At 51.2% G+C, this 22723-nt stretch carries 21 protein-coding genes and 1 pseudogene; 9 read left to right on the top strand and 13 right to left on the bottom strand.

The window, feature by feature from the left end:
- A pseudogene (locus tag QZ279_RS10240) lies at nucleotides 1–714 on the bottom strand (HAD family hydrolase).
- A gap of 147 nt (nucleotides 715–861) precedes the next feature.
- Here QZ279_RS10240 and msrA point away from each other — a divergent pair.
- Nucleotides 862–1524: a peptide-methionine (S)-S-oxide reductase MsrA gene (msrA, locus tag QZ279_RS10235; RefSeq protein ID WP_293450501.1), complete on the top strand. Its 663-nt coding sequence runs from the start codon at nucleotides 862–864 to the stop codon at nucleotides 1522–1524.
- Here msrA and QZ279_RS10230 read toward each other — a convergent pair.
- Together QZ279_RS10230 and QZ279_RS10225 are read right to left on the bottom strand one after the other, a co-directional pair.
- Nucleotides 1521–2396: a ribokinase gene (locus QZ279_RS10230; protein ID WP_293450499.1), complete on the bottom strand. Its 876-nt coding sequence runs from the start codon at nucleotides 2394–2396 to the stop codon at nucleotides 1521–1523. The genes msrA and QZ279_RS10230 overlap by 4 nt on opposite strands.
- Nucleotides 2397–2414: 18 nt before the next feature.
- Nucleotides 2415–4670 (bottom strand): NADP-dependent malic enzyme, encoded by a 2256-nt coding sequence (locus QZ279_RS10225; protein ID WP_293450497.1) that lies wholly within the window; start codon nucleotides 4668–4670, stop codon nucleotides 2415–2417.
- A gap of 159 nt (nucleotides 4671–4829) precedes the next feature.
- Between QZ279_RS10225 and mutS the strand changes: the two genes are divergently transcribed.
- The gene (gene mutS, locus QZ279_RS10220) at nucleotides 4830–7445 is read left to right on the top strand and encodes a DNA mismatch repair protein MutS (protein ID WP_293450537.1); all 2616 of its coding nucleotides are present in this window, start codon (nucleotides 4830–4832) and stop codon (nucleotides 7443–7445) included.
- 54 nt (nucleotides 7446–7499) lie between these two features.
- On the opposite strand, the gene QZ279_RS10215 is transcribed toward mutS, so the two are convergent.
- Together QZ279_RS10215 and hrcA are read right to left on the bottom strand one after the other, a co-directional pair.
- Nucleotides 7500–8069 carry a nucleotide exchange factor GrpE gene (locus QZ279_RS10215; protein WP_293450495.1) on the bottom strand — a complete coding sequence of 190 codons (570 nt, stop codon included), beginning with the start codon at nucleotides 8067–8069 and terminating at the stop codon, nucleotides 7500–7502.
- 12 nt (nucleotides 8070–8081) lie between these two features.
- Entirely contained in the window at nucleotides 8082–9143 is a 1062-nt protein-coding gene (gene hrcA, locus QZ279_RS10210; RefSeq protein ID WP_293450493.1) for a heat-inducible transcriptional repressor HrcA, read from the bottom strand.
- Nucleotides 9144–9257: 114 nt separating this feature from the next.
- Here hrcA and rph point away from each other — a divergent pair, with 114 nt between their 5' ends.
- The 3 genes from rph to hemW are packed head-to-tail and all read left to right on the top strand — an operon-like array spanning nucleotide 9258 to nucleotide 11726.
- Nucleotides 9258–9971 (top strand): ribonuclease PH, encoded by a 714-nt coding sequence (rph, locus tag QZ279_RS10205; RefSeq protein ID WP_293450491.1) that lies wholly within the window; start codon nucleotides 9258–9260, stop codon nucleotides 9969–9971.
- Nucleotides 9968–10582 (top strand): RdgB/HAM1 family non-canonical purine NTP pyrophosphatase, encoded by a 615-nt coding sequence (gene rdgB, locus QZ279_RS10200; protein WP_293450489.1) that lies wholly within the window; start codon nucleotides 9968–9970, stop codon nucleotides 10580–10582. Before rph ends, rdgB begins: the two co-directional genes overlap by 4 nt.
- On the top strand, nucleotides 10572–11726 hold the full coding sequence (gene hemW, locus QZ279_RS10195) for a radical SAM family heme chaperone HemW (protein ID WP_293450487.1): 1155 nt from the start codon (nucleotides 10572–10574) through the stop codon (nucleotides 11724–11726). The genes rdgB and hemW overlap by 11 nt, the downstream gene beginning before the upstream one ends.
- On the opposite strand, the gene QZ279_RS10190 is transcribed toward hemW, so the two are convergent.
- The 7 genes from QZ279_RS10190 to QZ279_RS10160 all read right to left on the bottom strand — a co-directional run bounded on the left by QZ279_RS10190 (nucleotide 11723) and on the right by QZ279_RS10160 (nucleotide 19086).
- On the bottom strand, nucleotides 11723–12616 hold the full coding sequence (locus QZ279_RS10190) for a ParB/RepB/Spo0J family partition protein (protein WP_293450485.1): 894 nt from the start codon (nucleotides 12614–12616) through the stop codon (nucleotides 11723–11725). The two genes, hemW and QZ279_RS10190, sit on opposite strands and share 4 nt — an antisense overlap.
- A 12-nt stretch (nucleotides 12617–12628) precedes the next feature.
- The gene (locus QZ279_RS10185) at nucleotides 12629–13438 is read right to left on the bottom strand and encodes an AAA family ATPase (RefSeq protein ID WP_293450483.1); all 810 of its coding nucleotides are present in this window, start codon (nucleotides 13436–13438) and stop codon (nucleotides 12629–12631) included.
- Complete coding sequence (gene rsmG, locus QZ279_RS10180; protein WP_293450535.1) at nucleotides 13431–14045, bottom strand: 16S rRNA (guanine(527)-N(7))-methyltransferase RsmG; 615 nt, start codon at nucleotides 14043–14045, stop codon at nucleotides 13431–13433. The genes QZ279_RS10185 and rsmG overlap by 8 nt, the downstream gene beginning before the upstream one ends.
- Nucleotide 14046: 1 nt before the next feature.
- Nucleotides 14047–15915: a tRNA uridine-5-carboxymethylaminomethyl(34) synthesis enzyme MnmG gene (gene mnmG, locus QZ279_RS10175; RefSeq protein WP_293450481.1), complete on the bottom strand. Its 1869-nt coding sequence runs from the start codon at nucleotides 15913–15915 to the stop codon at nucleotides 14047–14049.
- A gap of 3 nt (nucleotides 15916–15918) precedes the next feature.
- The gene (mnmE, locus tag QZ279_RS10170) at nucleotides 15919–17211 is read right to left on the bottom strand and encodes a tRNA uridine-5-carboxymethylaminomethyl(34) synthesis GTPase MnmE (RefSeq protein WP_293450479.1); all 1293 of its coding nucleotides are present in this window, start codon (nucleotides 17209–17211) and stop codon (nucleotides 15919–15921) included.
- Nucleotides 17212–17232: 21 nt separating this feature from the next.
- Nucleotides 17233–18504: a transcription termination factor Rho gene (rho, locus tag QZ279_RS10165; protein ID WP_293450477.1), complete on the bottom strand. Its 1272-nt coding sequence runs from the start codon at nucleotides 18502–18504 to the stop codon at nucleotides 17233–17235.
- Between the two features lie 132 nt (nucleotides 18505–18636).
- Nucleotides 18637–19086, bottom strand: coding sequence for a CopD family protein (locus tag QZ279_RS10160; protein ID WP_293450475.1), 450 nt, complete (start codon nucleotides 19084–19086; stop codon nucleotides 18637–18639).
- 384 nt (nucleotides 19087–19470) lie between these two features.
- Between QZ279_RS10160 and QZ279_RS10155 the strand changes: the two genes are divergently transcribed.
- Genes QZ279_RS10155 through dnaQ form a run of 4 tightly spaced genes read left to right on the top strand, consistent with a single transcriptional unit; the run spans nucleotide 19471 to nucleotide 22172 of the window.
- Nucleotides 19471–20070, top strand: coding sequence for a nucleoside triphosphate pyrophosphatase (locus QZ279_RS10155; protein ID WP_293450473.1), 600 nt, complete (start codon nucleotides 19471–19473; stop codon nucleotides 20068–20070).
- The gene (locus QZ279_RS10150) at nucleotides 20067–20900 is read left to right on the top strand and encodes a shikimate dehydrogenase (RefSeq protein WP_293450471.1); all 834 of its coding nucleotides are present in this window, start codon (nucleotides 20067–20069) and stop codon (nucleotides 20898–20900) included. Before QZ279_RS10155 ends, QZ279_RS10150 begins: the two co-directional genes overlap by 4 nt.
- Nucleotides 20897–21490: a dephospho-CoA kinase gene (coaE, locus tag QZ279_RS10145; RefSeq protein WP_293450469.1), complete on the top strand. Its 594-nt coding sequence runs from the start codon at nucleotides 20897–20899 to the stop codon at nucleotides 21488–21490. Before QZ279_RS10150 ends, coaE begins: the two co-directional genes overlap by 4 nt.
- On the top strand, nucleotides 21483–22172 hold the full coding sequence (gene dnaQ / locus QZ279_RS10140) for a DNA polymerase III subunit epsilon (protein WP_293450467.1): 690 nt from the start codon (nucleotides 21483–21485) through the stop codon (nucleotides 22170–22172). The genes coaE and dnaQ overlap by 8 nt, the downstream gene beginning before the upstream one ends.
- Here dnaQ and secB read toward each other — a convergent pair.
- A complete protein-coding gene (gene secB / locus QZ279_RS10135) occupies nucleotides 22169–22666 on the bottom strand; it encodes a protein-export chaperone SecB (protein WP_293450465.1) in 498 nt (165 codons plus the stop codon). The genes dnaQ and secB overlap by 4 nt on opposite strands.
- Nucleotides 22667–22723: the final 57 nt, after the last annotated feature.

Here is a 22723-nt window from a genome sequence, read left to right as displayed (position 1 = left end):
CTAAATTGAGAGTTTATGCGCTGCCAGTTCTTCGTAAATTGGCAGCGCTTTTTCATTCAGGGCTGCAAGTTCGCCGTTGAGAACAGGTAGATCACCCTCACCTCCAGAAAATCCAGTTGATCGGTGAACCGCGTCGTACCAGTGGCTTGCCCACACGCCATCAAACGCTTTCGGCCCAGCGGGCCATGACAGCATCGCTGGGTCCTACTCAAGTCCAATCGCATCACATAGGTCGCGCAGCTCTGCTTCAGGATCCGCGCGCACATCCGCGGAATCGATAACGATTGGCGTTTGGTCAAGCGATTTAACATACTCGAACAGCTCTAGCTGCTGTGCAAATCCGATGTCCGCCAAGGTCAGTGCATCATGCTTATTCGCCTAACTGGCGAGGACACGGGACGGGTGACGGATCAGAAAAACGTTCGTCGCCTCTTTCATCCAATCGCGCGAAATACCGGACACCATGTGTTGATTCATGTGCTTTTGGTAAGAGTGCGGCGTCTCTTTCGACTGCAATAGATCAGCGACCGCCACCTCTGGATCAGTCGATTGGGACGCAATAACAGCGTAGCGCATTGGGTGATCAAATCCGGTCTTCGCAAGGTAGGTCGCATAGAAGGGTTTATCCACAGCCGTGACATCAGCACGATTCGCAAAGCTATACATCAGCGCAGTTGATAGATTTCGCGGGCCCGACCACATCGCGATTTTCATGAACCGCTCTCCTTGGTTAAACGAATGCTAAGCACTGAAACACTTCGCGCCAATAGGTAAATTCAACTCACCAAGCCGTGACATTCAATGACACACGATTGCTTGCCTCGCCTTCATAGCGCACTCATATCGCAAAGGAGACCACACATGTTTCAACTTAAGCAGATTAAACCCGCCCTCCTCGCAGGCCTTATGGCCATCGGATTCGCATTCCAATCCGCGCCTGTACAGGCCGCTGGAACAGAAACACTAACCCTTGCAGGCGGGTGTTTCTGGTGCATCGAAAGTGATTTCGAGAGCGTAAAGGGCGTTAAAGAAGTCGTGCCCGGTTACACGGGCGGCAAAACAAAGAACCCAACCTACAAATCAGTAACGGGCGGTAGTTCTGGTCACTATGAGGCCGTTCAAGTTATGTTCGATCCAGCTAAAGTGTCTCGCGGTCAGCTGTTAAACATGTTCTTCCGTTCCATTGATCCAACTGACGCGGGTGGCCAATTTTGTGATCGCGGCGCAAGCTACCGCTCAGCAATCTTCGTATCCACGAACGCAGAGAGCAAGTTAGCGACGCAGGCCAAGCAAGACGCACAAAGCGCGCTTGGCCAAAAAATTGTCACACCAATTGTTCAAGCAGGCCAGTTCTACAAAGCCGAAGCGTATCACCAAGATTACTACAAAGGCTCAAAGCGTGTTTTGACGCGGTTCGGTGCGGTTAAGCAGTCAGATGCATACAAGCGGTATCGTAAAGGCTGTGGCCGTGATGCACGTGTTAAGCAACTTTGGGGTTCTGCAGCGCCGTTTGCGAACCACTAAAGACCAGAAAATTCCTCGACCTCTTTGAGGTCGGGGATCACGTCAGCAGTACCCATGCGTGTCACCATCAGCGCAGCAGCCCGCATTGCCAATGAAATTGCTTGGCCCATCGACATCCCGCGATCCAAAGCGGATAGCACGTAGCCGGTAAACGTATCGCCCGCGCCAGTCGTATCTACGGGTGTAACTTTGAGCGCCTCGAATTGCTGATCCACACCCTTCGCTGCATTCAACCAACGCGCACCGTCACTGCCCAAAGTGACGATGATATCTGCGACCTTGAGGTCTTCAATCTTAATGCCCAGCGCCGTTTCCAGCTGCCTTGCTTCAATCTGGTTCAAGATCAGGAAATCAAGAAACGGCAGAACTGCTTTCACAGCATCCGCATCAAAGGGAGCTGCGGCATAGCAGACACGAAACCCTAAATTAGAGCCTATTTGTGTCGCAATCACCTGCGCATTCGTTTCATTCTGCATCACCAGAATATCGCCGGTACGTCCTACGCTTAGGGCTGCTGAGATAGCGTTTTCTTCTATCATTTGGTTCGCCCCAGAAAACAGCGTGATCGCGTTTTCGCCTGCATCGTCGACGTTAATAATCGCGTGGCCCGTCGGCACATCAAGCAGCGCAATATGGCGCGTATCCACACCATATTCCATAAGGCGATTGCGCGCCCAAAGGCCGTCCGCACCAACAGCACCGATATGCGCGACATGGCTGCCAGCACGCGCAGAAGCGACAGACATATTTGCGCCCTTACCGCCCAAACCAGTCTGCATCGAACCTGCTGCAAGCGTTTCCCCGGGCCCAGGCAAATGCGGGACGCGGTACACGTGATCTGCGTTGATAGAGCCTAGATTAAAAATCGTCATGCTACGCCCCTCAAGAGGTTAACCAACCTTACAAGCAGCCAGAACCGCCATGTTCAGAATGTCATTTGCCGTCGAGACCGTCGAACAAATCTGAATTGGCTTATCAACACCGCTCAGGATCGGACCAATAACAGTCGCACCCGCAAGCTCCTGCATCAGCTTAACCGAAATGCTGGCAGAGTGACGCGCAGGAACGACAAGAACATTCGCAGGACCAGTCAAACGAGAGAACGGATATTGCTCTGCAGACTTCGCGTTCAGGGCAACGTCGACTGTCATTTCGCCCTCATACTCGAAATCAACGCCACGGGCTTTTAGCACGTCGGGCGCGATGTGCATCTTTTCTGCACGCTCTGACACCGGATAACCAAACGTGGAAAAGCTAACGAAGGCCACACGTGGCATCAAGCCAAGATCACGCGCAACGGCTGCGCCACGTTCTGCAATCGTCGCTAAATCATTTTCATCAGGCCATTCGTGCACAAGCGTGTCGGCCATCAAAACAATCCGGCCTTTATGCAAAAGCGCAGTCACACCAACCGCGCCATGCTTCGCGGAAGCGTCGAAAACGTGGTTAACAAGTTCAAGCACATGCGCGGATTTACGTGTTGCACCCGTGACCAAACCATCGCCGTGCCCATGCGCCAACATCAAGGATGAGAACACATGCCGATCCCGCGTCGCAAGGCGGTGCACATCTACGCTGTCCAGACCTTTGCGCTGCAAACGTTTATACAGATAGTCTTTATAGGTATCCAAATGCTGCGTATTCGCCGCATTCACAATCTCCAATTCGCGGAACGCATCGCCCATGCCCGCCTCTTCCAGCTTGGCCTTAACGTCGTTGGAACGCCCCACAACCAAGGCTTTGCCTAGACCGTTTCGCTGATATTGAACCGCAGCGCGCAACACGCGAGGATCGTCGCCCTCTGCAAAAATCATACGCGCCTGCGCCGTGCGAGCTCGCGCATTGATTCCGCGCAAAATGTTGGCCGTTGGATCCATGCGTGTCTTCAACGAAAGCTCATATGCATCCATGTCGATGATCGGACGTCGCGCAACACCTGTGTGCATTCCAGCCTTCGCAACAGCGGGTGGAATACGGTGGATCAAACGCGGATCGAACGGTGTCGGAATGATGTAATCACGTCCAAACGTCAGATTCTTGCCGTAGGCCATCGCCACTTCGTCAGGCACATCCTCGCGCGCCAATTGCGCCAGCGCATGGGCACACGCAATCTTCATCTCATCGTTAATCGCGCGTGCGTGAATGTCCAAAGCACCACGGAACAGGTACGGAAAACCAAGCACGTTATTAACTTGGTTCGGGTAATCAGAACGACCCGTTGCAACAATCGCGTCCGCGCGCACTTCATGCGCATCTTCTGGCGTAATCTCTGGATCAGGGTTCGCCATCGCGAAAATCACTGGGTTGTCAGCCATGCTGATAACCATGTTTTGCGTCACAGCACCCTTAACGGACACACCAAGAAATACGTCTGCACCAACCATCGCCTCGTCCAAGGTACGCAACTCTGTCGTGATTGCATGGGCAGATTTCCACTGGTTCATACCTTCCGTGCGGCCCTGATAAATAACGCCTTTTGTGTCACACACGATGCAATTGTTGTGCTTGGCGCCCATCGATTTCAGCAGCTCAATACACGCGATACCAGCCGCCCCCGCACCGTTCAAAACAATCTTAACGTCTTCGATCTTTTTGCTCGAGAGGTGCAGCGCATTCAAAAGTCCCGCCGCACAAATAACGGCAGTTCCATGTTGGTCATCGTGGAAGACGGGAATGTCCATTTCTTCCTTCAAGCGTTGTTCGATGATGAAACACTCAGGCGCTTTGATGTCTTCAAGGTTAATGCCCCCAAACGTCGGCCCCATAAGACGAACAGCATCACAGAACGCATCGGGGTCTTCTGTATCCAACTCGATATCAATGGAATTCACGTCGGCGAAGCGTTTGAACAAAACCGCCTTCCCCTCCATCACCGGCTTAGATCCAAGCGCACCAAGATTGCCCAAACCCAACACAGCAGTACCGTTAGATATCACCGCTACCAAATTGCCTTTGTTGGTGTAATCATACGCCAGCTCTGGGTTTTCAGCGATTGCCAAACACGGCACCGCAACACCTGGCGAATAGGCCAACGACAGATCGCGCTGCGTCGTCATCGGGACGGTCGCTGTGATTTCGAACTTGCCGGGCGTGGGTTCTAAATGGAACGCGAGTGCGTCTTCGTCGGTGATTTTTTGTCTAGACATGATGCTGCGTTCCTTATGGCGTTAGAACTTCTTAGCTTAAGCACTCTTCGCGCTCAACTCCTCGTCGAAATACACCTTTCGCCCTTAGTGTCGCACCGCTAGTCTGCGCCCCAAGTTCAGGGGGACTGCATGAGCACCGAAAAACCAACCGTCACGCCCATGATGGCGCAATTTATGGACATCAAAGTCAGCTATCCTGATGCGCTGCTCTTCTACAGAATGGGCGATTTCTACGAGCTGTTCTTTGATGATGCCGTAGCGGCGTCCGAAGCCTTGGACATTGCCCTCACGAAACGTGGTAAACACGAGGGCTCCGAAATCCCGATGTGCGGCGTTCCCCATCACGCAGCTGAAGGCTATCTTTTGACGTTGATCCGCAAAGGGTTTCGTGTCGCCGTTTGCGAACAAATGGAAAGCCCCGCAGAAGCGAAAAAGCGCGGTGCGAAATCCGTGGTTCATCGCGAGGTAATCCGCCTTGTGACCCCCGGCACGTTAACCGAGGAAAGTCTGCTAGACGCACGGCGACACAATTATCTCGCGGCCTACGCAGATGTGCGTGGTGATGGTGCATTGGCATGGGCCGATATGTCGACAGGTGCGTTTCACGTGATGCCACTTAGTGCGGTTCGTCTTTCCCCTGAATTGGCACGCCTCGCCCCCAGCGAAGTCGTTCTGTCTGATACGTCAGAGACTGAAACCCTCAATTTAGTCTCTGAATCAGGCGCAGCTATTTCACCCCTGTCCCCTGGTGCCTTCGACAGCACACAAGGCGCGAAACGCATATGCGATGTGTTCAAGATTGCTTCTCTAGATGCCTTCGGTGAGTTCACCCGCCCAGAAATTTCCGCGATGAGTGCGTTGATTGAATATCTTGAAATTACCCAAAAAGGTAAACTCCCGCTTTTGCGCCCACCCCAAAAAGAAAGCAGCGGCGGCACCATGCAGATCGATGCGGCCACGCGTCGAAACCTTGAACTGACCGCCAGCCTAAATGGGGGTCGCGCGGGTTCACTTTTGTCCGTTATTGATCGTAGCGTTACCGCTGGTGGCGGCCGTCTTTTAGAACGTCGCCTATCTAGCCCATCCCGTGACCTTGCCACGGTCCATGCCCGTCTTGACGCCGTCACTTGGTTTTTTGAGAACACGCGAAAGACTGAAGATCTACGTAGCACGCTGCGCAAAGTTCCAGACCTCGATCGCGCGCTTTCGCGCCTTTCTCTGGAACGTGGTGGACCACGTGACGTCGCCGCCATCCGCAATGGGCTTGAACAGGCTGATGATATCCAAAACCAAGGATTGACCGACGCACCTGAACTGCTCGCAACCAGTCTTGCATCACTTTCAGGTCACACTGATCTTATCAAATTGCTCGACGACGCGCTCGTTGCTGAACCGCCCATGCTGGCACGCGATGGTGGTTTCATTGCCGCTGGGTTTGACGACGATCTCGACGACACGCGCGCACTTCGTGATGAGGGCCGCAGCGTTATAGCAACGATGCAAAAGAACTATGCAGAACTTGCTGGCATCACGTCGCTAAAGATCAAACATAATAACGTCCTTGGCTACTTCATCGAAACCACCTCTGCACACGCTGAAAAGATGCTGGCTGCGCCCTTGAATGAAACCTTCGTTCACCGCCAGACCACGGCCAATCAAGTACGCTTCACGACGGTCGATCTATCAGAAATTGAAACCAAGATCCTTAACGCAGGCAACCACGCTCTTGAGATTGAGAAGCGTCATTATCAGACACTAACAAAGGCAATACTTAACAGCGCTGCTGAGATATCAAACACCGCGCGCGCCATTTCGGAAATCGATCTAAACGCAAGTCTTGCCGCCCTCGCACGCGCTGAGGATTGGAGCGCGCCTAAAGTCGACAACACCAGAATGTTTCACGTGACGGGCGGCCGCCATCCAGTCGTTGAACAAGCCCTGCGCAACCAAGGCAGCACGCCGTTTATCGCCAACAACTGCGATCTTTCCAATGATGCCGACGGTGCTGCAATTTGGCTTTTGACGGGTCCGAACATGGCGGGTAAATCGACCTTCCTTCGTCAGAACGCCCTTATCGCCGTCCTTGCGCAAATGGGCAGTTACGTCCCTGCGCAAGACGCGCACATCGGGATTATCAGCCAACTTTTCAGCCGTGTTGGCGCGTCTGACGATCTCGCACGAGGGCGCTCTACATTCATGGTCGAAATGGTCGAAACCGCTGCTATCCTCAACCAAGCCGATGATCGCGCGCTGGTCATCCTCGATGAAATCGGGCGTGGAACCGCTACGTACGACGGCCTTTCCATCGCATGGGCCACACTTGAACACCTGCATGACGTCAATCGATCCCGCGCACTGTTCGCGACACACTATCACGAACTCACCAACCTCACCGCGAAACTCGACGGCGCAGAAAACGCCACAGTTTTCGTGCGTGAATGGGAAGGCGATGTAATCTTCTTGCATGAGGTCATCAAAGGTGCAGCCGACCGAAGCTACGGTGTACAAGTTGCCAAACTTGCCGGCCTACCAGCGACGGTGGTTGAGCGCGCCCGTATCGTCTTGGATGCCCTCGAAAAAAGCGAGCGTGAGGGCGGCGGACAAAAGGCGGTCGTCGACGATCTGCCCCTCTTTTCAGCAACACCCCCACCGCCAACAATCCAAACCAAACAATCGCCAGTGGTAGACCTGCTAGAAACCATCCACCCTGACGAGCTTACGCCAAAAGAAGCGCTAGACCTGATCTACAAACTAAAAACGGCGTCGCAAACTTAATTGCAACGCCGTTCTTCACCTTTTCAAAATATCCCCGCCGGAAGCATCAACGCTTTAAGACGTTGACGAACTCACCCCAACTTGGGCCGGACGCAAAAGGCGATCAAACAACATGAACCCTTCCGCTGCGACCTGAATAATTTCACCGGCTTTCGCGCCGAGAACAGGCGCTTCAAACATCGCTTGGTGCACTTTGGGATCAAACTTATCACCGACTTCAGGCGTTACGGGTGTAATTCCGTGCTTGCCAAAGACATTGATTAATTCGCGCATCGTCAGCTCAATGCCTTCGATCAAAGCTGCGGAAAATTCGCGCTGCTCATTTGTCGCGGCTTCTAAAGCACGCTTCATGTTGTCGTACACAGGTAGCAAATCACGGGCCAACTTAGAGCCACCATAGTTCTCTGCTTCCTTGCGATCACGATCAGACCGCTTGCGCGAATTCTCGGCATCCGCCAAGGCACGCATGAAACGGTCCTTAAATTCGTCACGCTCCGCCGTCACAATCGCCAGCGCATCCGCAGCTAGCTCGTCCTCTGTCGGCTCTGCTTCTTCTTGTTCGTCGAACTCCGCCTCTAGCGCGTCCAGATCGTCCAAAAATTCGTTTTCATTACGCTCTGCCATTATATCTCACCTCTAACTCCGGTCGGAAATCAGCTTACCAACCAGTTGCGCCGTGTAATCGACTATCGGCACAATACGCCCATAATTGAGTCGCGTCGGACCGATAACACCCACTGCACCAATAATTTTTCGCTCAGAGTTCATATAGGGAGAAACCACCAAAGAGGAACCCGAAAGTGAGAAAAGTTTGTTCTCAGAACCAATAAAAATGCGTACACCGTCCCCATCTTGGGTCAGCTCCAAGAAATCAGCGATATCGCGCTTACGTTCAAGGTCATCAAACAGCGTTCTGATTCGTTCAAGGTCTTCTTCAGGCGCTTCATCCGCAAGCAGATTTGAACGACCGCGCACGATCAAGCGTTCATGAAGTTCGCCCTCATTTTCCCAAACAGCGATGCCGCTTTCCACAAGATCACGCGCCAGAACATCAATCTCTTGGCGGCGCGATGAAATTTCGCGGCGAATTACAGTTTGCAGCTCGCTTAGCGTGCGGCCCTCCATCAAGGCATTCAGGAAATTTGCTGCTTCGCGCATAGAGCTTGGCGTTTGACCAGGAGGCGGCGTGAACAAGCGGTTTTCCACATGGCCATCAGCAAAGACTAACACAACCAGTGCTCGATCCAGTGAAAGTGACACAAATTCGATATGCTTAATCGCAGCTTCATGTTTCGGCGTTAGAACCAGCGATGCACCTTGGGTGACGCCAGACAAAGCAGATCCAACGCGATCCAATATATCACCAACATCAGACCCATTATCGACGGTTGAGTTGATCTTTTGGCGATCATCATGGTTCAGATCATCCACCTCAAGCAGACCATCCACAAACATGCGCAACCCTTGTTGCGTTGGAATGCGTCCTGAACTGACATGCGGGCTACCCAGTAACCCGTGAAATTCCAAATCCTGCATCACATTACGGATCGTTGCCGCGCTTACTTTTTCAGACAGCGACCGCGTCAACGTCCTTGATCCCACAGGCTCGCCATTCGCCAAATATCCCTCGACAACCTGCCGAAAAACCTCGCGTGAGCGATCGTTCATTTCTGATAATAACTGCGGACCGTCTTGCATGCGCATCACCTATAATACGCGTCTATTAAAGGACCGCTAAGGGCCAAAGGTCAATCGGGGTTGCGCAACCATCCGCGCGCCTTGTATCCCATATGCAAATTGAAAGGATATCACATGCGGCCCTCTGGACGTGAACTCAACGAAATGCGCTCGGTTTCTATCGAGACAGGTGTGACGAAACATGCAGAAGGATCGTGCATGATAAAAATTGGCGACACCCATGTTTTGTGTACCGCCAGCCTTGAACCACGCGTTCCCCAATTCATCAAAGGGTCCGGTCTGGGATGGGTCACTGCTGAATATGGTATGCTTCCGCGGTCCACTACATCGCGTATGCGTCGTGAGGCGACAGCGGGCAAGCAAGGTGGGCGAACAGTCGAAATTCAGAGACTAATAGGGCGTTCTTTGCGTGCGGGCGTTGATCGCGTCGCGCTTGGCGAACGTCAAATCATCATTGATTGCGACGTTATCCAAGCAGATGGCGGCACGCGTTGTGCCTCTATCACAGGCGGTTGGGTTGCTTTGAAATTGGCTGTGAACAAGCTGATCAAGGCCGGTGACATCATTTCTGATCCTTTGATTAGCCCCGTTTCAGCGATCTCTTGTGGTATCTATGCCGGCCAAGCCATTCTTGATCTAGACTATCCAGAGGACAGCGAAGCCGGCGTTGATGGCAACTTCATCATGCTCGCAAACGGCCAAATGATCGAAACGCAGATGAGCGCTGAAGGCAGTACATATTCGCGCGATCAAATGAACCAGCTGATCGACCTGGCCGAGAAAGGTGTTTCCGAATTGTCCGCGATTCAATTGGCAGCTGTTGCATGAGCAGGAAATTCACAGACAGCACCCTTTTGATTGCCACGCACAACGCAGGCAAGCTGGATGAGATGCGCGAATTGCTGACCTCCTTTGGGGTTAGCATTGTAGGTGCCGCTGAAAAGAATTTGCCAGAGCCAGACGAGACCGAAAGCACGTTTGTCGGCAACGCACGAATCAAAGCCCACGCAGCAGCCAAGGCAACGGGCCTACCCGCCCTTTCCGATGACAGCGGCATCGAAGTCGAAGCGTTAGACAATGAACCCGGCGTTAACACAGCCGATTGGGCCGAAACGCCGGATGGTCGCGACTTTGAAATGGCGATGACCAAAACCCATGACAAGTTAGAGGCCATCAATGCTACCCACCCGCGCCGCGCGCGGTTCTGTTCGACCTTGGTGCTCGCATGGCCTGACGGTCACGACGAGGTTTTTACTGGCAAAGTTAACGGCACCCTCGTTTGGCCGATGCGCGGCGCGCAGGGCCACGGCTATGATCCAATGTTCATGCCCGACGGCTATGACATCACCTTCGCCGAAATGGATTTCACTGTGAAAAACACAATCAGCCACCGTGCGGACGCGTTCGCCAAATTGGTTAAGGGTTGTTTTGAACGCTGATTGGCAAAATGGTGGCTTTGGCATTTATGTGCACTGGCCATTTTGCCAAGCCAAATGCCCCTACTGCGATTTCAACTCCCATGTTTCACGTGAAATAGACGAAACGCGTTGGCTGAACGCGTACTTAGTAGAACTGGATCGTGCCGCAGTCGAACTTCCCGGGCGCGTCGTTAACGCAGTTTTTTTTGGCGGTGGGACGCCCAGCCTGATGCATCCTGATACGGTCACTGCAATCATCACTCGTATTCGCAAGCATTGGCCAATGGCGAACGATCCTGAAATCACGCTCGAGGCAAATCCTGGCTCTGTCGAAGCGGGACGATTTCGTGGATATGCCGACGGCGGTGTCACGCGGATCTCTATGGGGGTTCAGGCGCTGAATGATCGCGACCTAAAACGCTTGGGCCGCATCCATACAGTAGCTGAAGCGAAAATTGCCTTCGACACCGCGCGCTCTGTCTTTGATCGCGTTAGTTTCGATCTTATCTACGCCCGACAGGACCAAACCCTGAAAGAATGGGAAAATGAGTTAGATGAAGCCCTTTCTTTGGCAATTGATCATCTGTCCCTTTATCAGCTAACTATCGAGAAAGGAACAGTTTTTTCGGATCGGTATGAAAAAGGTAGGCTTCTAGGGCTTCCTCTCGAAGACCTCGGCGCAGATATGTACGAGGCAACGCAGGAGATCGGCGAGAGAGCCGGTTTTGAAGCCTACGAAGTGTCCAATCATGCGCGGCCGGGATCGGAATCTCGGCACAATTTGATCTATTGGCGATATGGCGACTACCTTGGTGTTGGCCCTGGTGCCCATGGTCGCCTTTCAATCAGCGGAACTCGCTATGCGACCGAGCACTACAAAATGCCAACTGCTTGGTTGGAAAATGTCGAGCGCGTTAAAGGCGAGAAACTTCGCAACGCCCTTAGCGCAACCGATCAAGCAAATGAATATCTGATGATGGGCCTGCGTATTTCCGAAGGTATTAATCTGCCACGTTTGGAAGCGCTCGCTGGTACAGCGGTCGACCAATCAGCGTTAATCCACATGACGGATCTTGAACTGGTAGAAAGCAGCGACACGCAATTGCGGGCCACTACCAAAGGTCGTCTTTTGTTGAATTCAGTGATCGCAGAATTGCTGTTTTAAGTAATGCTTAGGATCCGGCAAATCTCGTCTAGTTGATCCAACGACGCATATTTGATCAGGACCTGACCTGTCTCACCGCCCGATTTATGCTGGACTTCAACCGACATTCCAATCGCAGCTGACAAGTCATTTTCAAGCGCTTTAGTGTCTGCATCTTTCTCCAAACCACGTGGGCGCGCCTTTGTTGTTGACGCCTCCCCATCGGTTTTTCTCTTGGCGAGCGCTTCCGTTGCGCGAACAGACAGACCCTGCGCCACGACTTGCTTAGCCAAGGCCGACGGATCTTCCGACGTAATCAAAGCACGCGCATGTCCCGCTGAAAGTTTACCAGCGACCAATAATTCTTGCACGTCATCTGGAAGCTGCAAAAGGCGCATCAAATTGGCGATATGGCTACGGCTTTTACCCAGCTCTGACGCCAGCTTTTCCTGAGTGTGACCAAACTTATCCATCAACTGACGATAACCAGCAGCTTCTTCAACGGGGTTCAGATCTGCACGTTGGACATTCTCGATGATCGCAACTTCAAGAACTTCTGTATCCGTGAACTCACGCACCAAAACAGGAATTTCATGCAACTGCGCCATCTGCGCAGCGCGCCAACGGCGTTCACCTGCAACGATCTCGAACTCACCATTTCCAGACGCACGTTTGCGAACGATTAAGGGCTGAATGATACCTTTAGCCTTGATAGACGCTGAAAGGTCCTCAAGATGGTCTGCGGTAAAACTGCGTCGCGGCTGGTCAGGGTTTGGAAACACCTTTTCAATCGGAACGATCAAATCAGGGCGTGCAGGTGCAACCGCTGCGCTCGTCGGCTCTGGACCAACATCCGCCATCAATGCGGAAAGACCACGACCTAGACCACGTGTCTTTTTGATATCTGCCATGTCGTTCCCCTTTTAAACTTTCAATTTTGCTTTCTTTGCGATAACTTCACGCGCAAGGTCACCATAGGCTTTCGCGCCTTTAGATGTGGGATCGTAGTCGAGCACAGGCATTGCAAACGACGGTGCCTCACTTACTCTGACATTTCTAGGGATCTTCGTCTGAAACACAATGTCACCAAGATTTTCACGCGCGTCGCTCTCTACTTGTTGAGACAAATTATTGCGTGCGTCGTACATCGTCAAAACAACACCTTCGATCCTTAGATCAGGATTCGCTGTTTGGCGCACCTCGCGGATCGTCAGCATGAGCTGTGACAGACCTTCCAACGCAAAGAACTCACTTTGGAGCGGTACGAGGACCGAGTGGGCAGCAACCATCGCGTTCACTGTCAATAAATTCAGCGATGGCGGACAGTCAATCAGGATAAAATCGTACTCAAATTCATCCATAAGGGGCTGTCGTAATGCATCATGCAGCAAGAAGCTTCGTTTTTCATTCGACATCAGCTCTATATCAGCAGAGCTAAGATCAACCGTCGCCGGAACAATTTCCAACCCGACAGTTTGGGTTTTCTGAATAACATCACCAAGCGGAATGTCTTCGAGCAACAGTTCATACGTCGTCAATTCTCGTGCGTTCGCATCGATTCCCAAACCAGTCGACGCGTTTCCTTGCGGGTCAAGATCAATGATCAAAACACGGAGACCTTCGGCAACCATCGACGCAGCAAGGTTGATCGTTGTCGTTGTCTTACCAACACCACCTTTTTGGTTCACGACCGCGACGATTTTGGTATCATTCGTGCGAGTCGGGTCAGACATGTTTGATCTCACTTATGCGCAAAACAACGGCTTCTTCGCTAGTTTCACTCTTAATTGCTTCGACTTTAAAGTTCCAAGCCTCTTGAGCCTGGGCAACTTCTTTTTCCCATGTAAGTCCCTTTGGAAACAAGCAGATTCCTTCGGAAGATAGGTGTAAATCCGCAAATCCAAGTAAGACGTCTAGGCTTGCCAGCGCTCTTGCAGATAAGACATCGGCCTTTTGTTCTGCAAGTTTTTCAACTCTGTCAGCCAGTACCGTAACTGCGCATCCGGTTACGCGTGCAACTGTTCGCAAGAACGCACATTTCCTTTGATCGCTTTCAACCAAGGTCACAACCCGATCGGGTGTAAGCTCTTTTGATAGAATTGCGACGACTAATCCAGGAAAGCCGCCGCCTGTTCCGATATCCACCCAGCTATTGACTTCAGCAGGTGCCATATCGAATACCTGAGAGGAATCTAGAATGTGCCGCGTCCAGATATCCTCGATTGTAGACTTGGAAACCAAGTTTATCTTGGGGTTCCACTTTGTAAGCAGCGCCGAGTACGTTTCAAGCCGCTCGAATGTTTCACGTGAAACATCTAGGTTTCCAAGCTTTAAGGTCATATCAAGCACGCTTTCTTTGACGAAGTTTAGCCAGCAGCAGCGTTAAAGCAGCCGGCGTCATGCCATCAACGCGCCCAGCTTGTGAGATATTCATTGGCTGAACCTGACCTAACTTGTGCTTCAATTCATTGGAAAGACTGTTGATTGACTCATAGTCAAAATCCCTTGGAATTACCTGCGCCTCATCTCGCTTAAGCGCATCAACATCTTTTTGCTGCCGCCCAATATAATTCGAATAAAGCGCGTCTCGTTCAACTTGTTCCTTAATCTCGCGTTCCGTCCCATCAAGCTCTGGAAAAAGGGCAAGGATGTTATCAAACTCGACATCAGGAAATGCCAAAATTTGAATTCCGTCACGCCGATCTCCGTCTTGCTTAACCGTGACGCCGCCAGCGTTCACCTCTTTGGGCGTTAACGATTTTGACCTAAGCGTCTTGATCGTATGATCAATCTTGGCCTTCTTCGTACCGTACGCGTCTTGACGTTCTTTTCCAACGCAGCCAATTTCTATTCCCATGGGAGTAAGGCGCTGGTCCGCATTATCTGCTCTCAGCGAAAGCCTAAATTCTGCGCGTGATGTAAACATCCGATACGGCTCTATCACGCCACGCGTTATTAGGTCATCCAGCATTACGCCAATATAGCTATTCGTGCGACTAAACAGTATTGGATCGCGGTTTTGAACAGCCAGAGCAGCGTTTAGGCCAGCTACAAGTCCTTGTGCGGCGGCCTCTTCATATCCTGTTGTTCCGTTAATCTGGCCAGCTAAGTATAACCCGGGGACACCTTTGACAGCCAAACGCGCATCAAGCGCTCGTGGATCAACATAGTCATATTCAATTGCATAACCCGGCTGCAATATTTTTGCTTCTTCGAGCCCCACAATTGTATGGACATAATCGTGCTGAACATCCTCGGGTAAACTCGTCGAAATTCCGTTTGGATAAACAGTCTGATCTGTCGCGCCTTCAGGTTCCAAAAAGATCTGATGTGAGGTTTTATCGGCAAATCGAACGATCTTATCTTCAATGGAAGGACAGTAACGCGGACCAATTCCATCAATATGGCCACCATACATGGCGCTGCGCTTTAGATTTTCAGCAATCAAACGATGGGTTTCGGCGTTTGTATGCGTAATCCCACAATTTACTTGAGGCGCTGTGATGCCCTTGGAAAGGAATGAAAACAGTACAGGATCATCATCACCCGGCTGACTTTCAAGAATATCCCAGTTAATGGTTCGCCCATCTAGCCGAGGCGGCGTTCCAGTTTTCAAACGACCAAGCGGCAATCCAAAGCTATCAATGCGTTCTGCAAGCTTGATTGAGGGCTTGTCACCCATTCTGCCACCAGGACACGCAATGTCACCGATATGGATCACACCCCGCAAAAACGTTCCAGTTGTGAGGATAACAGCACCAGCGCTGAATTGGCTGCCGTCTGCGAGAACGACCCCTGCCACACGATCATCTTCCATAAGGAAATCGACCGCTTCACCCTCAACGATACTTAAGTTCTCTTGATTCTCAATTTCACGCAACATTTCAGCGCGATAGATCGCCCGATCTGATTGCGCTCGCGGACCTTGAACTGCAGGTCCCTTGCGGCGATTCAGCAAACGGAATTGAATACCCGCCTTATCAGCAACCCGCGCCATAACGCCATCAAGCGCATCAATCTCGCGAACGAGGTGACCTTTTCCAAGACCGCCAATCGCAGGATTGCATGACATAACACCAATTCCGCCTTTGTTTAGTGTCACAAGCGCTGTGGAAGATCCCATCCGCGCAACTGCGTGTGCGGCGTCACAGCCTGCATGACCACCACCGATTACCACTACATCAAAACTTGATTGTTTCACGTGAAACATTCCTTACTTACCAAGGCAAAAACTTGAGAAAATCTCATCCAACAGATTTTCGACATCTACATGACCAATCAAACTGTTCAAAGCACGAATGGCAGAGTGCAAATCCTCCGCTACCAAATCATAGTGATCTGGCCCAAGGTCAAGCCCATCCTGTGCGGCGGCAAGAAACTGCTGAGACTTCAGTAACGCTTGCCTATGGCGTTCTCGCGTCGCGATACCAGCACTAGCAGAACGATTGAGCAGAATAGACGAAATCGCATCTACGAGCTTATCAACACCTGCGCCCGTCTTACCTGAAACCGGAAACTCAGCATCAACTGACAGAACATCGGCTTTGCCAATTGCGATGATGTCATCAGGAAGAGGATCAATCGAAAGCGCTTCATCTGCATTTTCTCTCAAAAACACACGCAGGTCCGCGCTTGCAGCCCGCGTCAAAGCCCGTTCAATTCCGATTTTTTCCACAAAATCTTCGGTTTCACGAAGTCCGGCGGTATCAAGAATTGTCACAGCTAGACCATTAAGATCAAGCTTCACCTCAATAACATCACGTGTCGTGCCTGCATATTCAGATGTAATCGCAGCGTCGCGACCAGCGATTGCGTTCAGCAACGTAGACTTACCAATATTAGGCGCACCAATAATTGCGACCTCGAACCCTGTGCGAATGCGTTCTGCCGTTTTAACGCCGTCAGCTTCCTTAGAAATAGCTGCTTGTGAGCGTGTAAGCAGATCGCGCACTTCTGGGGTGACATCGACGGGAACATCTTCATCAGCGAAATCAATCGTTGCTTCCAACAAAGACGCGGCACGAATTAGATCGCTGCGCCAAATTTCAGCAGTTCGACCCAAGTCCCCCGCAAGAACACGAACCGCTTGTTTGCGTTGTGCTTCGGTCTCTGCATCAATCAAGTCAGCGAGCCCCTCAACCCGCGTAAGATCAAGTTTACCGTTTTCCAAAGCACGTCGCGTAAATTCACCCGGTTCTGCCAAACGCAAATCAGCAATCCCGCCAAGCATCTCTATAACACGCGCAACGATTGCAGTGCTGCCGTGTAAATGAAGTTCAACAACAGGTTCTCCTGTAAAACTTCGTTGATTTTCGAAAGGGATAACAAGCGCTTGATCAATCAAAGCACCATCACTGTCAGACACATTGCGAACAGCAGCTTTATGCGACGGAGGTAAATCACCGCAAAGCAAAACACCCGTATCCCAAGCCTTAAACCCTGAAATACGGATCACCGAAACGCCCGCTTTTCCAAGCGCCGTCGCTAGAGCAAAGATTGTGTCCATGACACCTGCCCTACCTGTTTGTTAGGTGTTCATTGAATCGAAGAATTCAGCATTGCTCTTTGTTTGTCTCAACTTACCGAGTAGGAATTCAACAGCATCGGTCGTGCCCATTGGGTTAAGGATACGGCGCAGAACGAATGTTTTCTGCATGTCGACCTTGTTGATAAGCAGCTCTTCCTTACGCGTACCAGACTTGAGAATGTCGATCGCCGGAAACACGCGCTTGTCCGCAATCTTACGATCAAGAACGATTTCTGAGTTACCCGTACCTTTGAATTCTTCAAAGATAACTTCGTCCATACGAGACCCCGTATCAATCAGCGCGGTCGAGATAATCGTTAGCGATCCACCTTCTTCGATATTACGAGCAGCTCCAAAGAAGCGCTTAGGCCGTTGCAGCGCATTCGCGTCTACACCGCCTGTTAGTACCTTTCCTGAGGACGGCACCACAGTGTTGAACGCTCTACCAAGTCTTGTGATAGAGTCGAGAAGGATAACAACATCGCGCTTATGTTCGACAAGACGCTTGGCCTTTTCAATGACCATTTCAGCAACTGCTACGTGACGTGTTGCTGGTTCGTCAAACGTAGACGAGACAACTTCGCCCTTAACCGAACGCTGCATGTCGGTCACTTCTTCGGGACGTTCGTCGATCAAAAGAACGATCACGTAGCATTCAGGGTGATTGGTTTCGATACTGGCCGCAATATTTTGCAGAAGAACCGTTTTACCCGTACGCGGGGGTGCCACGATCAACGAACGCTGGCCTTTACCAATTGGCGCAACCAGATCGATGATGCGGGCAGACTTGTCTTTGATAGTCGGATCTTCGATTTCTAGGTTGAAGCGCTCATCAGGATAAAGCGGCGTCAGGTTGTCGAAGGCAATCTTATGCTTGGCTTTTTCAGGTGGCTCAAAGTTGATCGCCATTAGAGTGACCAAGGCAAAGTAGCTTTCCTGCTCATCAGGCGCTTTGATCACACCATCAACAGTATCACCCGTGCGCAATGAATTCGCACGGATCATTTCAGGAGACACGTAGATGTCATCCGGACCGGACAGGTAGTTCGCTTCAGGAGAACGCAAAAAACCAAAACCGTCTTGCAGAACTTCGAGAACACCGTCGCCCATGATCTCCCAACCTTCATCTGCGCGTTCACGCAGAATTTGGAACATCATTTCGCCCTTACGCATCGTAGACGCGTTTTCGATTTCCAGCTCTTCGGCCATAGCCACCAGATCTTTTGGGCTTTGTGCTTTTAGCTGTGCAAGGGTGAGGGAGTTCTGGGACATGAATATTCCTTACGCAGCACACATCGCTTGTTGCTGCTTGATCAATCTTAAATATGGGAGTGCACGGTGATCCCGAATGGGCGCGCGTTGAAGATCATTTAAGGCGCCTAAGATCTCAAGTCAATTAGGCCCTCAGAACTTCACAACGACCGATACAACGATGAGAACCATCAAAATGGTCGGTACCTCGTTCATTAAACGATACTGACGCCCAGTGAGCGTATTTGAGCCGCTAATGAAATCTTTACGACGTTTACCTAACCATTCATGGAACCAGGTCATACCAAGAACACCAACCAACTTCGTCCAAGGCCAAACAGAGGACCAATCTACAATGCCAGGTGTCAAAACCAAAAGAAGCCCAAAGATCCATGTCGCAATCATCGCAGGCTGCATGATCACTTTATAAAGTTTCATTTCCATGTCTTGGTACATGGTGTTCAAGATCCCAGTCGGATCATCCCGTTCTACATGGTTCACAAGCAATCTTGGAAAATAGAACAACCCTGCCATCCAAGAAATCACTGCCATGATGTGCAGTGACTTGATCCAAGGAAAGGCGAGAGCGAGAAAATCAGACATGACCCTTCCTTAATAATAATAAAGAAAGATTTAAAGGTTGATGATTATGTAGGTAAGCCGATTTCTGTGGATTATTCTGATATCCACATATCTACCCTCATGATTAAGAGTTTCATTCGATATATCCCCAGCTGTGGATTACCATATTTTATTGTTTTTTTTCATATATTTAGTTGTATTAGGATATGTATTGATTGACATATAGATCTGCACAACCTTCTTCAGATCTCCAAAAACCGCTCCAAAACTTATCCTCATCCACACAGGAGGAATCGGAGCGTAAAACTGTGGGACGGTGTGACATTCCCCAACTTGCAAAATCTCACTGAGTTGCCCAGTAATACTCCTTAAGAAGTCCTTACCTTGATCCACGGAGTTATCCACATGCGCGCGCCTCTTATTCTGGCATCTGGGTCTGAAACCCGTCGCGAACTGCTCGAAAATGCTGGCGTTCAAATCGAGGTTGTGAAGCCGCGCGTTGACGAAGAGATGATGCGCGATGCGATGCTGGCAGAGGACGCACCACCCCGCGATATTGCGGATGCTTTGGCAGAAATGAAAGCGCGTCGTGTCAGTGAAAAACACCCCAGTCGTCTAGTTCTGGGCTGTGATCAGGTTCTCGACCTTAAAGGTGTGCTGTATTCCAAGGCACGCACGGTCGAAGAGGCAAAAGAACAACTGACAGAACTACGTGGTAAACGTCATTCCCTTTTATCAGCGGCGGTTCTGTATGAAGACGGTAAACCCATCTGGCGTCATGTTGGAATTGCGCGTCTGACGATGCGCGTGTTTTCAGACGACTTTTTAGACGATTATCTAGCGCGCAATTGGGATGACGTACGCCACTGTGTTGGGTGCTACAAATTAGAAGCCGAAGGCGTGCGTCTGTTTGCGCAAGTTGGAGGCAATCATTTCACCGTTCTCGGACTTCCCCTGATTGAACTGGTGAACTATCTCACTCTCAAAGGGGAACTACAGCTATGAGTGATACTAAAATTCCATTGGCAGGCGTAATTGGCCACCCGATCGCACATTCTCGATCCCCACAGCTTCATGCCCATTGGCTGCGTAAGTACGCGATCAAAGGGCACTATGTGCCGTTGGATATCAAGGTCGATAATTTTGAACGTTTGGTGCGTACTTTGCCATCGCTTGGGTTCGTTGGGGCAAACGTGACCCTCCCGCACAAGCACGCTGCACATGAGCTTGCGGACATCGTGACAGATCGTGCCAAGCTGATTGGCGCGGCAAACACGTTGATTTTTCGTAAGGACGGTCAAATTCATGCGGATAACACTGACGGCTACGGCTTTATGCAGAATTTGTTGCAATCGGCACCGAAATGGAACCCGACGTTGGGCCCAGCTCTTGTGCTGGGTGCTGGCGGTGCTGCGCGCGCGGTTCTTGCATCCCTTCTTGATATTGGCGTGCCAGAGATTTTTCTGAGCAATAGAACCCGCGAGCGTGCGGAAATGCTAAAGGCCGATTTTGGCGACAAGATCACGATTGTTGATTGGGCTCAGGTTGGCAACGCGATGGAAGGTGTGAAGACTATTGTGAACACCACCTCGCTTGGGATGGTCGGCAAACAGGAGATGCGCGTTCCGCTTGACGCGCTTGCCCCCGGGATGTTGGTCAGCGATTTGATTTATACGCCTTTGCAAACCAAACTCTTGCGCGCGGCCACAGATGCGGGCGCGACCCCCGTTGATGGTTTAGGCATGCTGCTGCACCAAGCAGTCCCCGCGTTCGAACGCTGGTTCGGGGTCCGCCCAGAAGTCGATGACGAACTGCGCGCGGCTGTTTTGCGATGAGTTTTCTTTTGGGCATAACCGGATCTATTGGCATGGGAAAATCTACAACTGCTCAAATGTTCGCTGATGCGGGCTGTGCTGTCTGGGATGCGGACGCCGCTGTCCATCAGCTTTATGCGCCAAACGGTCTTGCGATTGCGCCGATTGCGGTACTAGTTCCAGATGCCTTGCAAGACAATGTCTTGGATCGAACTGTTCTGCGCAACGCAATCCGCGCCGATGCTTCGTTGCTTTCAAAGATTGAGGCGATCGTGCATCCGTTGGTCGGCGCTAGCCGTGACGCGTTCAAAGCGGATGCTGCGTCTGAAATCCTCGTTTTCGACACACCTTTGCTATTCGAAACGGGTGGCAACGTTGGCATGGATGCAGTTGCTTGCGTTTGGACCAACGCAGAAACGCAAAAAGAACGCGTTCTGTCACGTGGAACAATGTCTGAGGATGATTTTGCGATGATCCTCTCGCGCCAAATGCCCATTGAAGAAAAACGCGCGCTTAGTGATTATGTGATCGAAACCGATACTCTGGATCATGCACGGGCTCAGGTCGCGGCGATCCTTGCGGACATCAAAGGGAGGTTGACCCATGCGTGAATTGGTTCTGGATACGGAAACGACAGGTTTTGATCCCCAAAGTGGTGATCGCATCGTTGAAATTGGTGCGGTGGAGTTGATCAACCAAATGCCTACGGGCGTGACGTATCATCAATACATCAACCCTGAACGCGCGATGCCGAATGACGCATTCGAAGTGCACGGGTTGGGCGATGACTTTCTACGCGACAAACCTGTGTTCAAACAGATCGCACAGGAATTTCTGGATTTCGTCAAAGATGATAAGATGGTGATCCACAACGCAGCCTTTGATATGAAATTTCTGAATGCTGAACTGGGCTGGCTGAACCTTCCACAGCTTCCATGGGAGCAAGCATTAGACACCCTCGCGATTGCGCGTAAGAAATTCCCAGGCTCACCAGCGTCGTTGGATGCGCTTTGCCGACGGTTTCACATCGACAACTCGAACCGGACGCTGCACGGTGCTTTGCTTGACTCTGAAATCTTGGCCGAAGTGTATTTGGAATTACTGGGGGGTCGCCAACCAGGTCTGGTTCTTGCAAACTCTGGTGGGGGAAACAGCGGAAACGCTGAAGAAACATGGCGCGCATCTAAACGCCCGACCCCTTTGCCCGATAGAGTGAGCGAAGTGGAAGCCAAAGCGCATGCTGCTTTCGTTGAAAAACTAGGCGATGATGCGCTTTGGCGGAAATTTGATTAATTCGGTTGGGCTTGCGCAGTAGCTTCGGCCTGACGACGCGCGATTTCATTGCGATACAGCGCTACAAAGTCAATAGTCTCTAGGTTCAACGGCGGGAAGCCACCGTCACGTGTCACGTCGGAAACGATGCGACGTACGAATGGGAACGTCATGCGCGGGCACTCGATCAAAAGGAACGGGTGCATCTGATCGTCTGGCACGCCTTCAATGTGGAAAACACCTGCGTACTCAAGTTCCAGCAAAAATAGTTGCTGGCCAGTGTCTTTCACCTTTGAGTTAATTTCGATCTTGGTGATGACATCATACTGGTGCTCGGCTGCGCGTTTTTTCGCGTCCAAATTCACCTGAACGTTTACGTCCGGATTCACTTCGCCCTGAATGCCTTTTTGGGCAAGAATGTTTTCAAAAGACATGTCGCGAATGAATTGCGCGAGGATGTTCATTTTAACTTGGGGTGCTTCTGGTGCAGCAGCCGCTGTTTCGTTTTCAGCCATGGGAATTCTCCGGTAAAATGTCAGTTGGCGCAGTGCTTAGCAGTAAGATGCGCGGGC

Origin of the sequence: Planktotalea sp. (genome assembly GCF_018607965.1) — a bacterium.
Taxonomy (GTDB): Bacteria; Pseudomonadota; Alphaproteobacteria; order Rhodobacterales; family Rhodobacteraceae; genus Planktotalea.
The sequence above is the reverse complement of the archived record's forward strand: the minus strand, read 5'-3'. Positions and strand labels throughout refer to the sequence as shown.

Coding starts and splice junctions, on each gene's coding strand:
- msrA (WP_293450501.1), top strand. CDS start 862: ATGTTTCAACTTAAGCAGATTAAACCCGCCCTCCTCGCAGGCCTTATG.
- QZ279_RS10230 (WP_293450499.1), bottom strand. CDS start 2,396: ATGACGATTTTTAATCTAGGCTCTATCAACGCAGATCACGTGTACCGC.
- QZ279_RS10225 (WP_293450497.1), bottom strand. CDS start 4,670: ATGTCTAGACAAAAAATCACCGACGAAGACGCACTCGCGTTCCATTTA.
- mutS (WP_293450537.1), top strand. CDS start 4,830: ATGATGGCGCAATTTATGGACATCAAAGTCAGCTATCCTGATGCGCTG.
- QZ279_RS10215 (WP_293450495.1), bottom strand. CDS start 8,069: ATGGCAGAGCGTAATGAAAACGAATTTTTGGACGATCTGGACGCGCTA.
- hrcA (WP_293450493.1), bottom strand. CDS start 9,143: ATGCAAGACGGTCCGCAGTTATTATCAGAAATGAACGATCGCTCACGC.
- rph (WP_293450491.1), top strand. CDS start 9,258: ATGCGGCCCTCTGGACGTGAACTCAACGAAATGCGCTCGGTTTCTATC.
- rdgB (WP_293450489.1), top strand. CDS start 9,968: ATGAGCAGGAAATTCACAGACAGCACCCTTTTGATTGCCACGCACAAC.
- QZ279_RS10190 (WP_293450485.1), bottom strand. CDS start 12,616: ATGGCAGATATCAAAAAGACACGTGGTCTAGGTCGTGGTCTTTCCGCA.
- QZ279_RS10185 (WP_293450483.1), bottom strand. CDS start 13,438: ATGTCTGACCCGACTCGCACGAATGATACCAAAATCGTCGCGGTCGTG.
- rsmG (WP_293450535.1), bottom strand. CDS start 14,045: ATGACCTTAAAGCTTGGAAACCTAGATGTTTCACGTGAAACATTCGAG.
- mnmG (WP_293450481.1), bottom strand. CDS start 15,915: ATGTTTCACGTGAAACAATCAAGTTTTGATGTAGTGGTAATCGGTGGT.
- mnmE (WP_293450479.1), bottom strand. CDS start 17,211: ATGGACACAATCTTTGCTCTAGCGACGGCGCTTGGAAAAGCGGGCGTT.
- rho (WP_293450477.1), bottom strand. CDS start 18,504: ATGTCCCAGAACTCCCTCACCCTTGCACAGCTAAAAGCACAAAGCCCA.
- QZ279_RS10160 (WP_293450475.1), bottom strand. CDS start 19,086: ATGTCTGATTTTCTCGCTCTCGCCTTTCCTTGGATCAAGTCACTGCAC.
- QZ279_RS10155 (WP_293450473.1), top strand. CDS start 19,471: ATGCGCGCGCCTCTTATTCTGGCATCTGGGTCTGAAACCCGTCGCGAA.
- QZ279_RS10150 (WP_293450471.1), top strand. CDS start 20,067: ATGAGTGATACTAAAATTCCATTGGCAGGCGTAATTGGCCACCCGATC.
- coaE (WP_293450469.1), top strand. CDS start 20,897: ATGAGTTTTCTTTTGGGCATAACCGGATCTATTGGCATGGGAAAATCT.
- dnaQ (WP_293450467.1), top strand. CDS start 21,483: ATGCGTGAATTGGTTCTGGATACGGAAACGACAGGTTTTGATCCCCAA.
- secB (WP_293450465.1), bottom strand. CDS start 22,666: ATGGCTGAAAACGAAACAGCGGCTGCTGCACCAGAAGCACCCCAAGTT.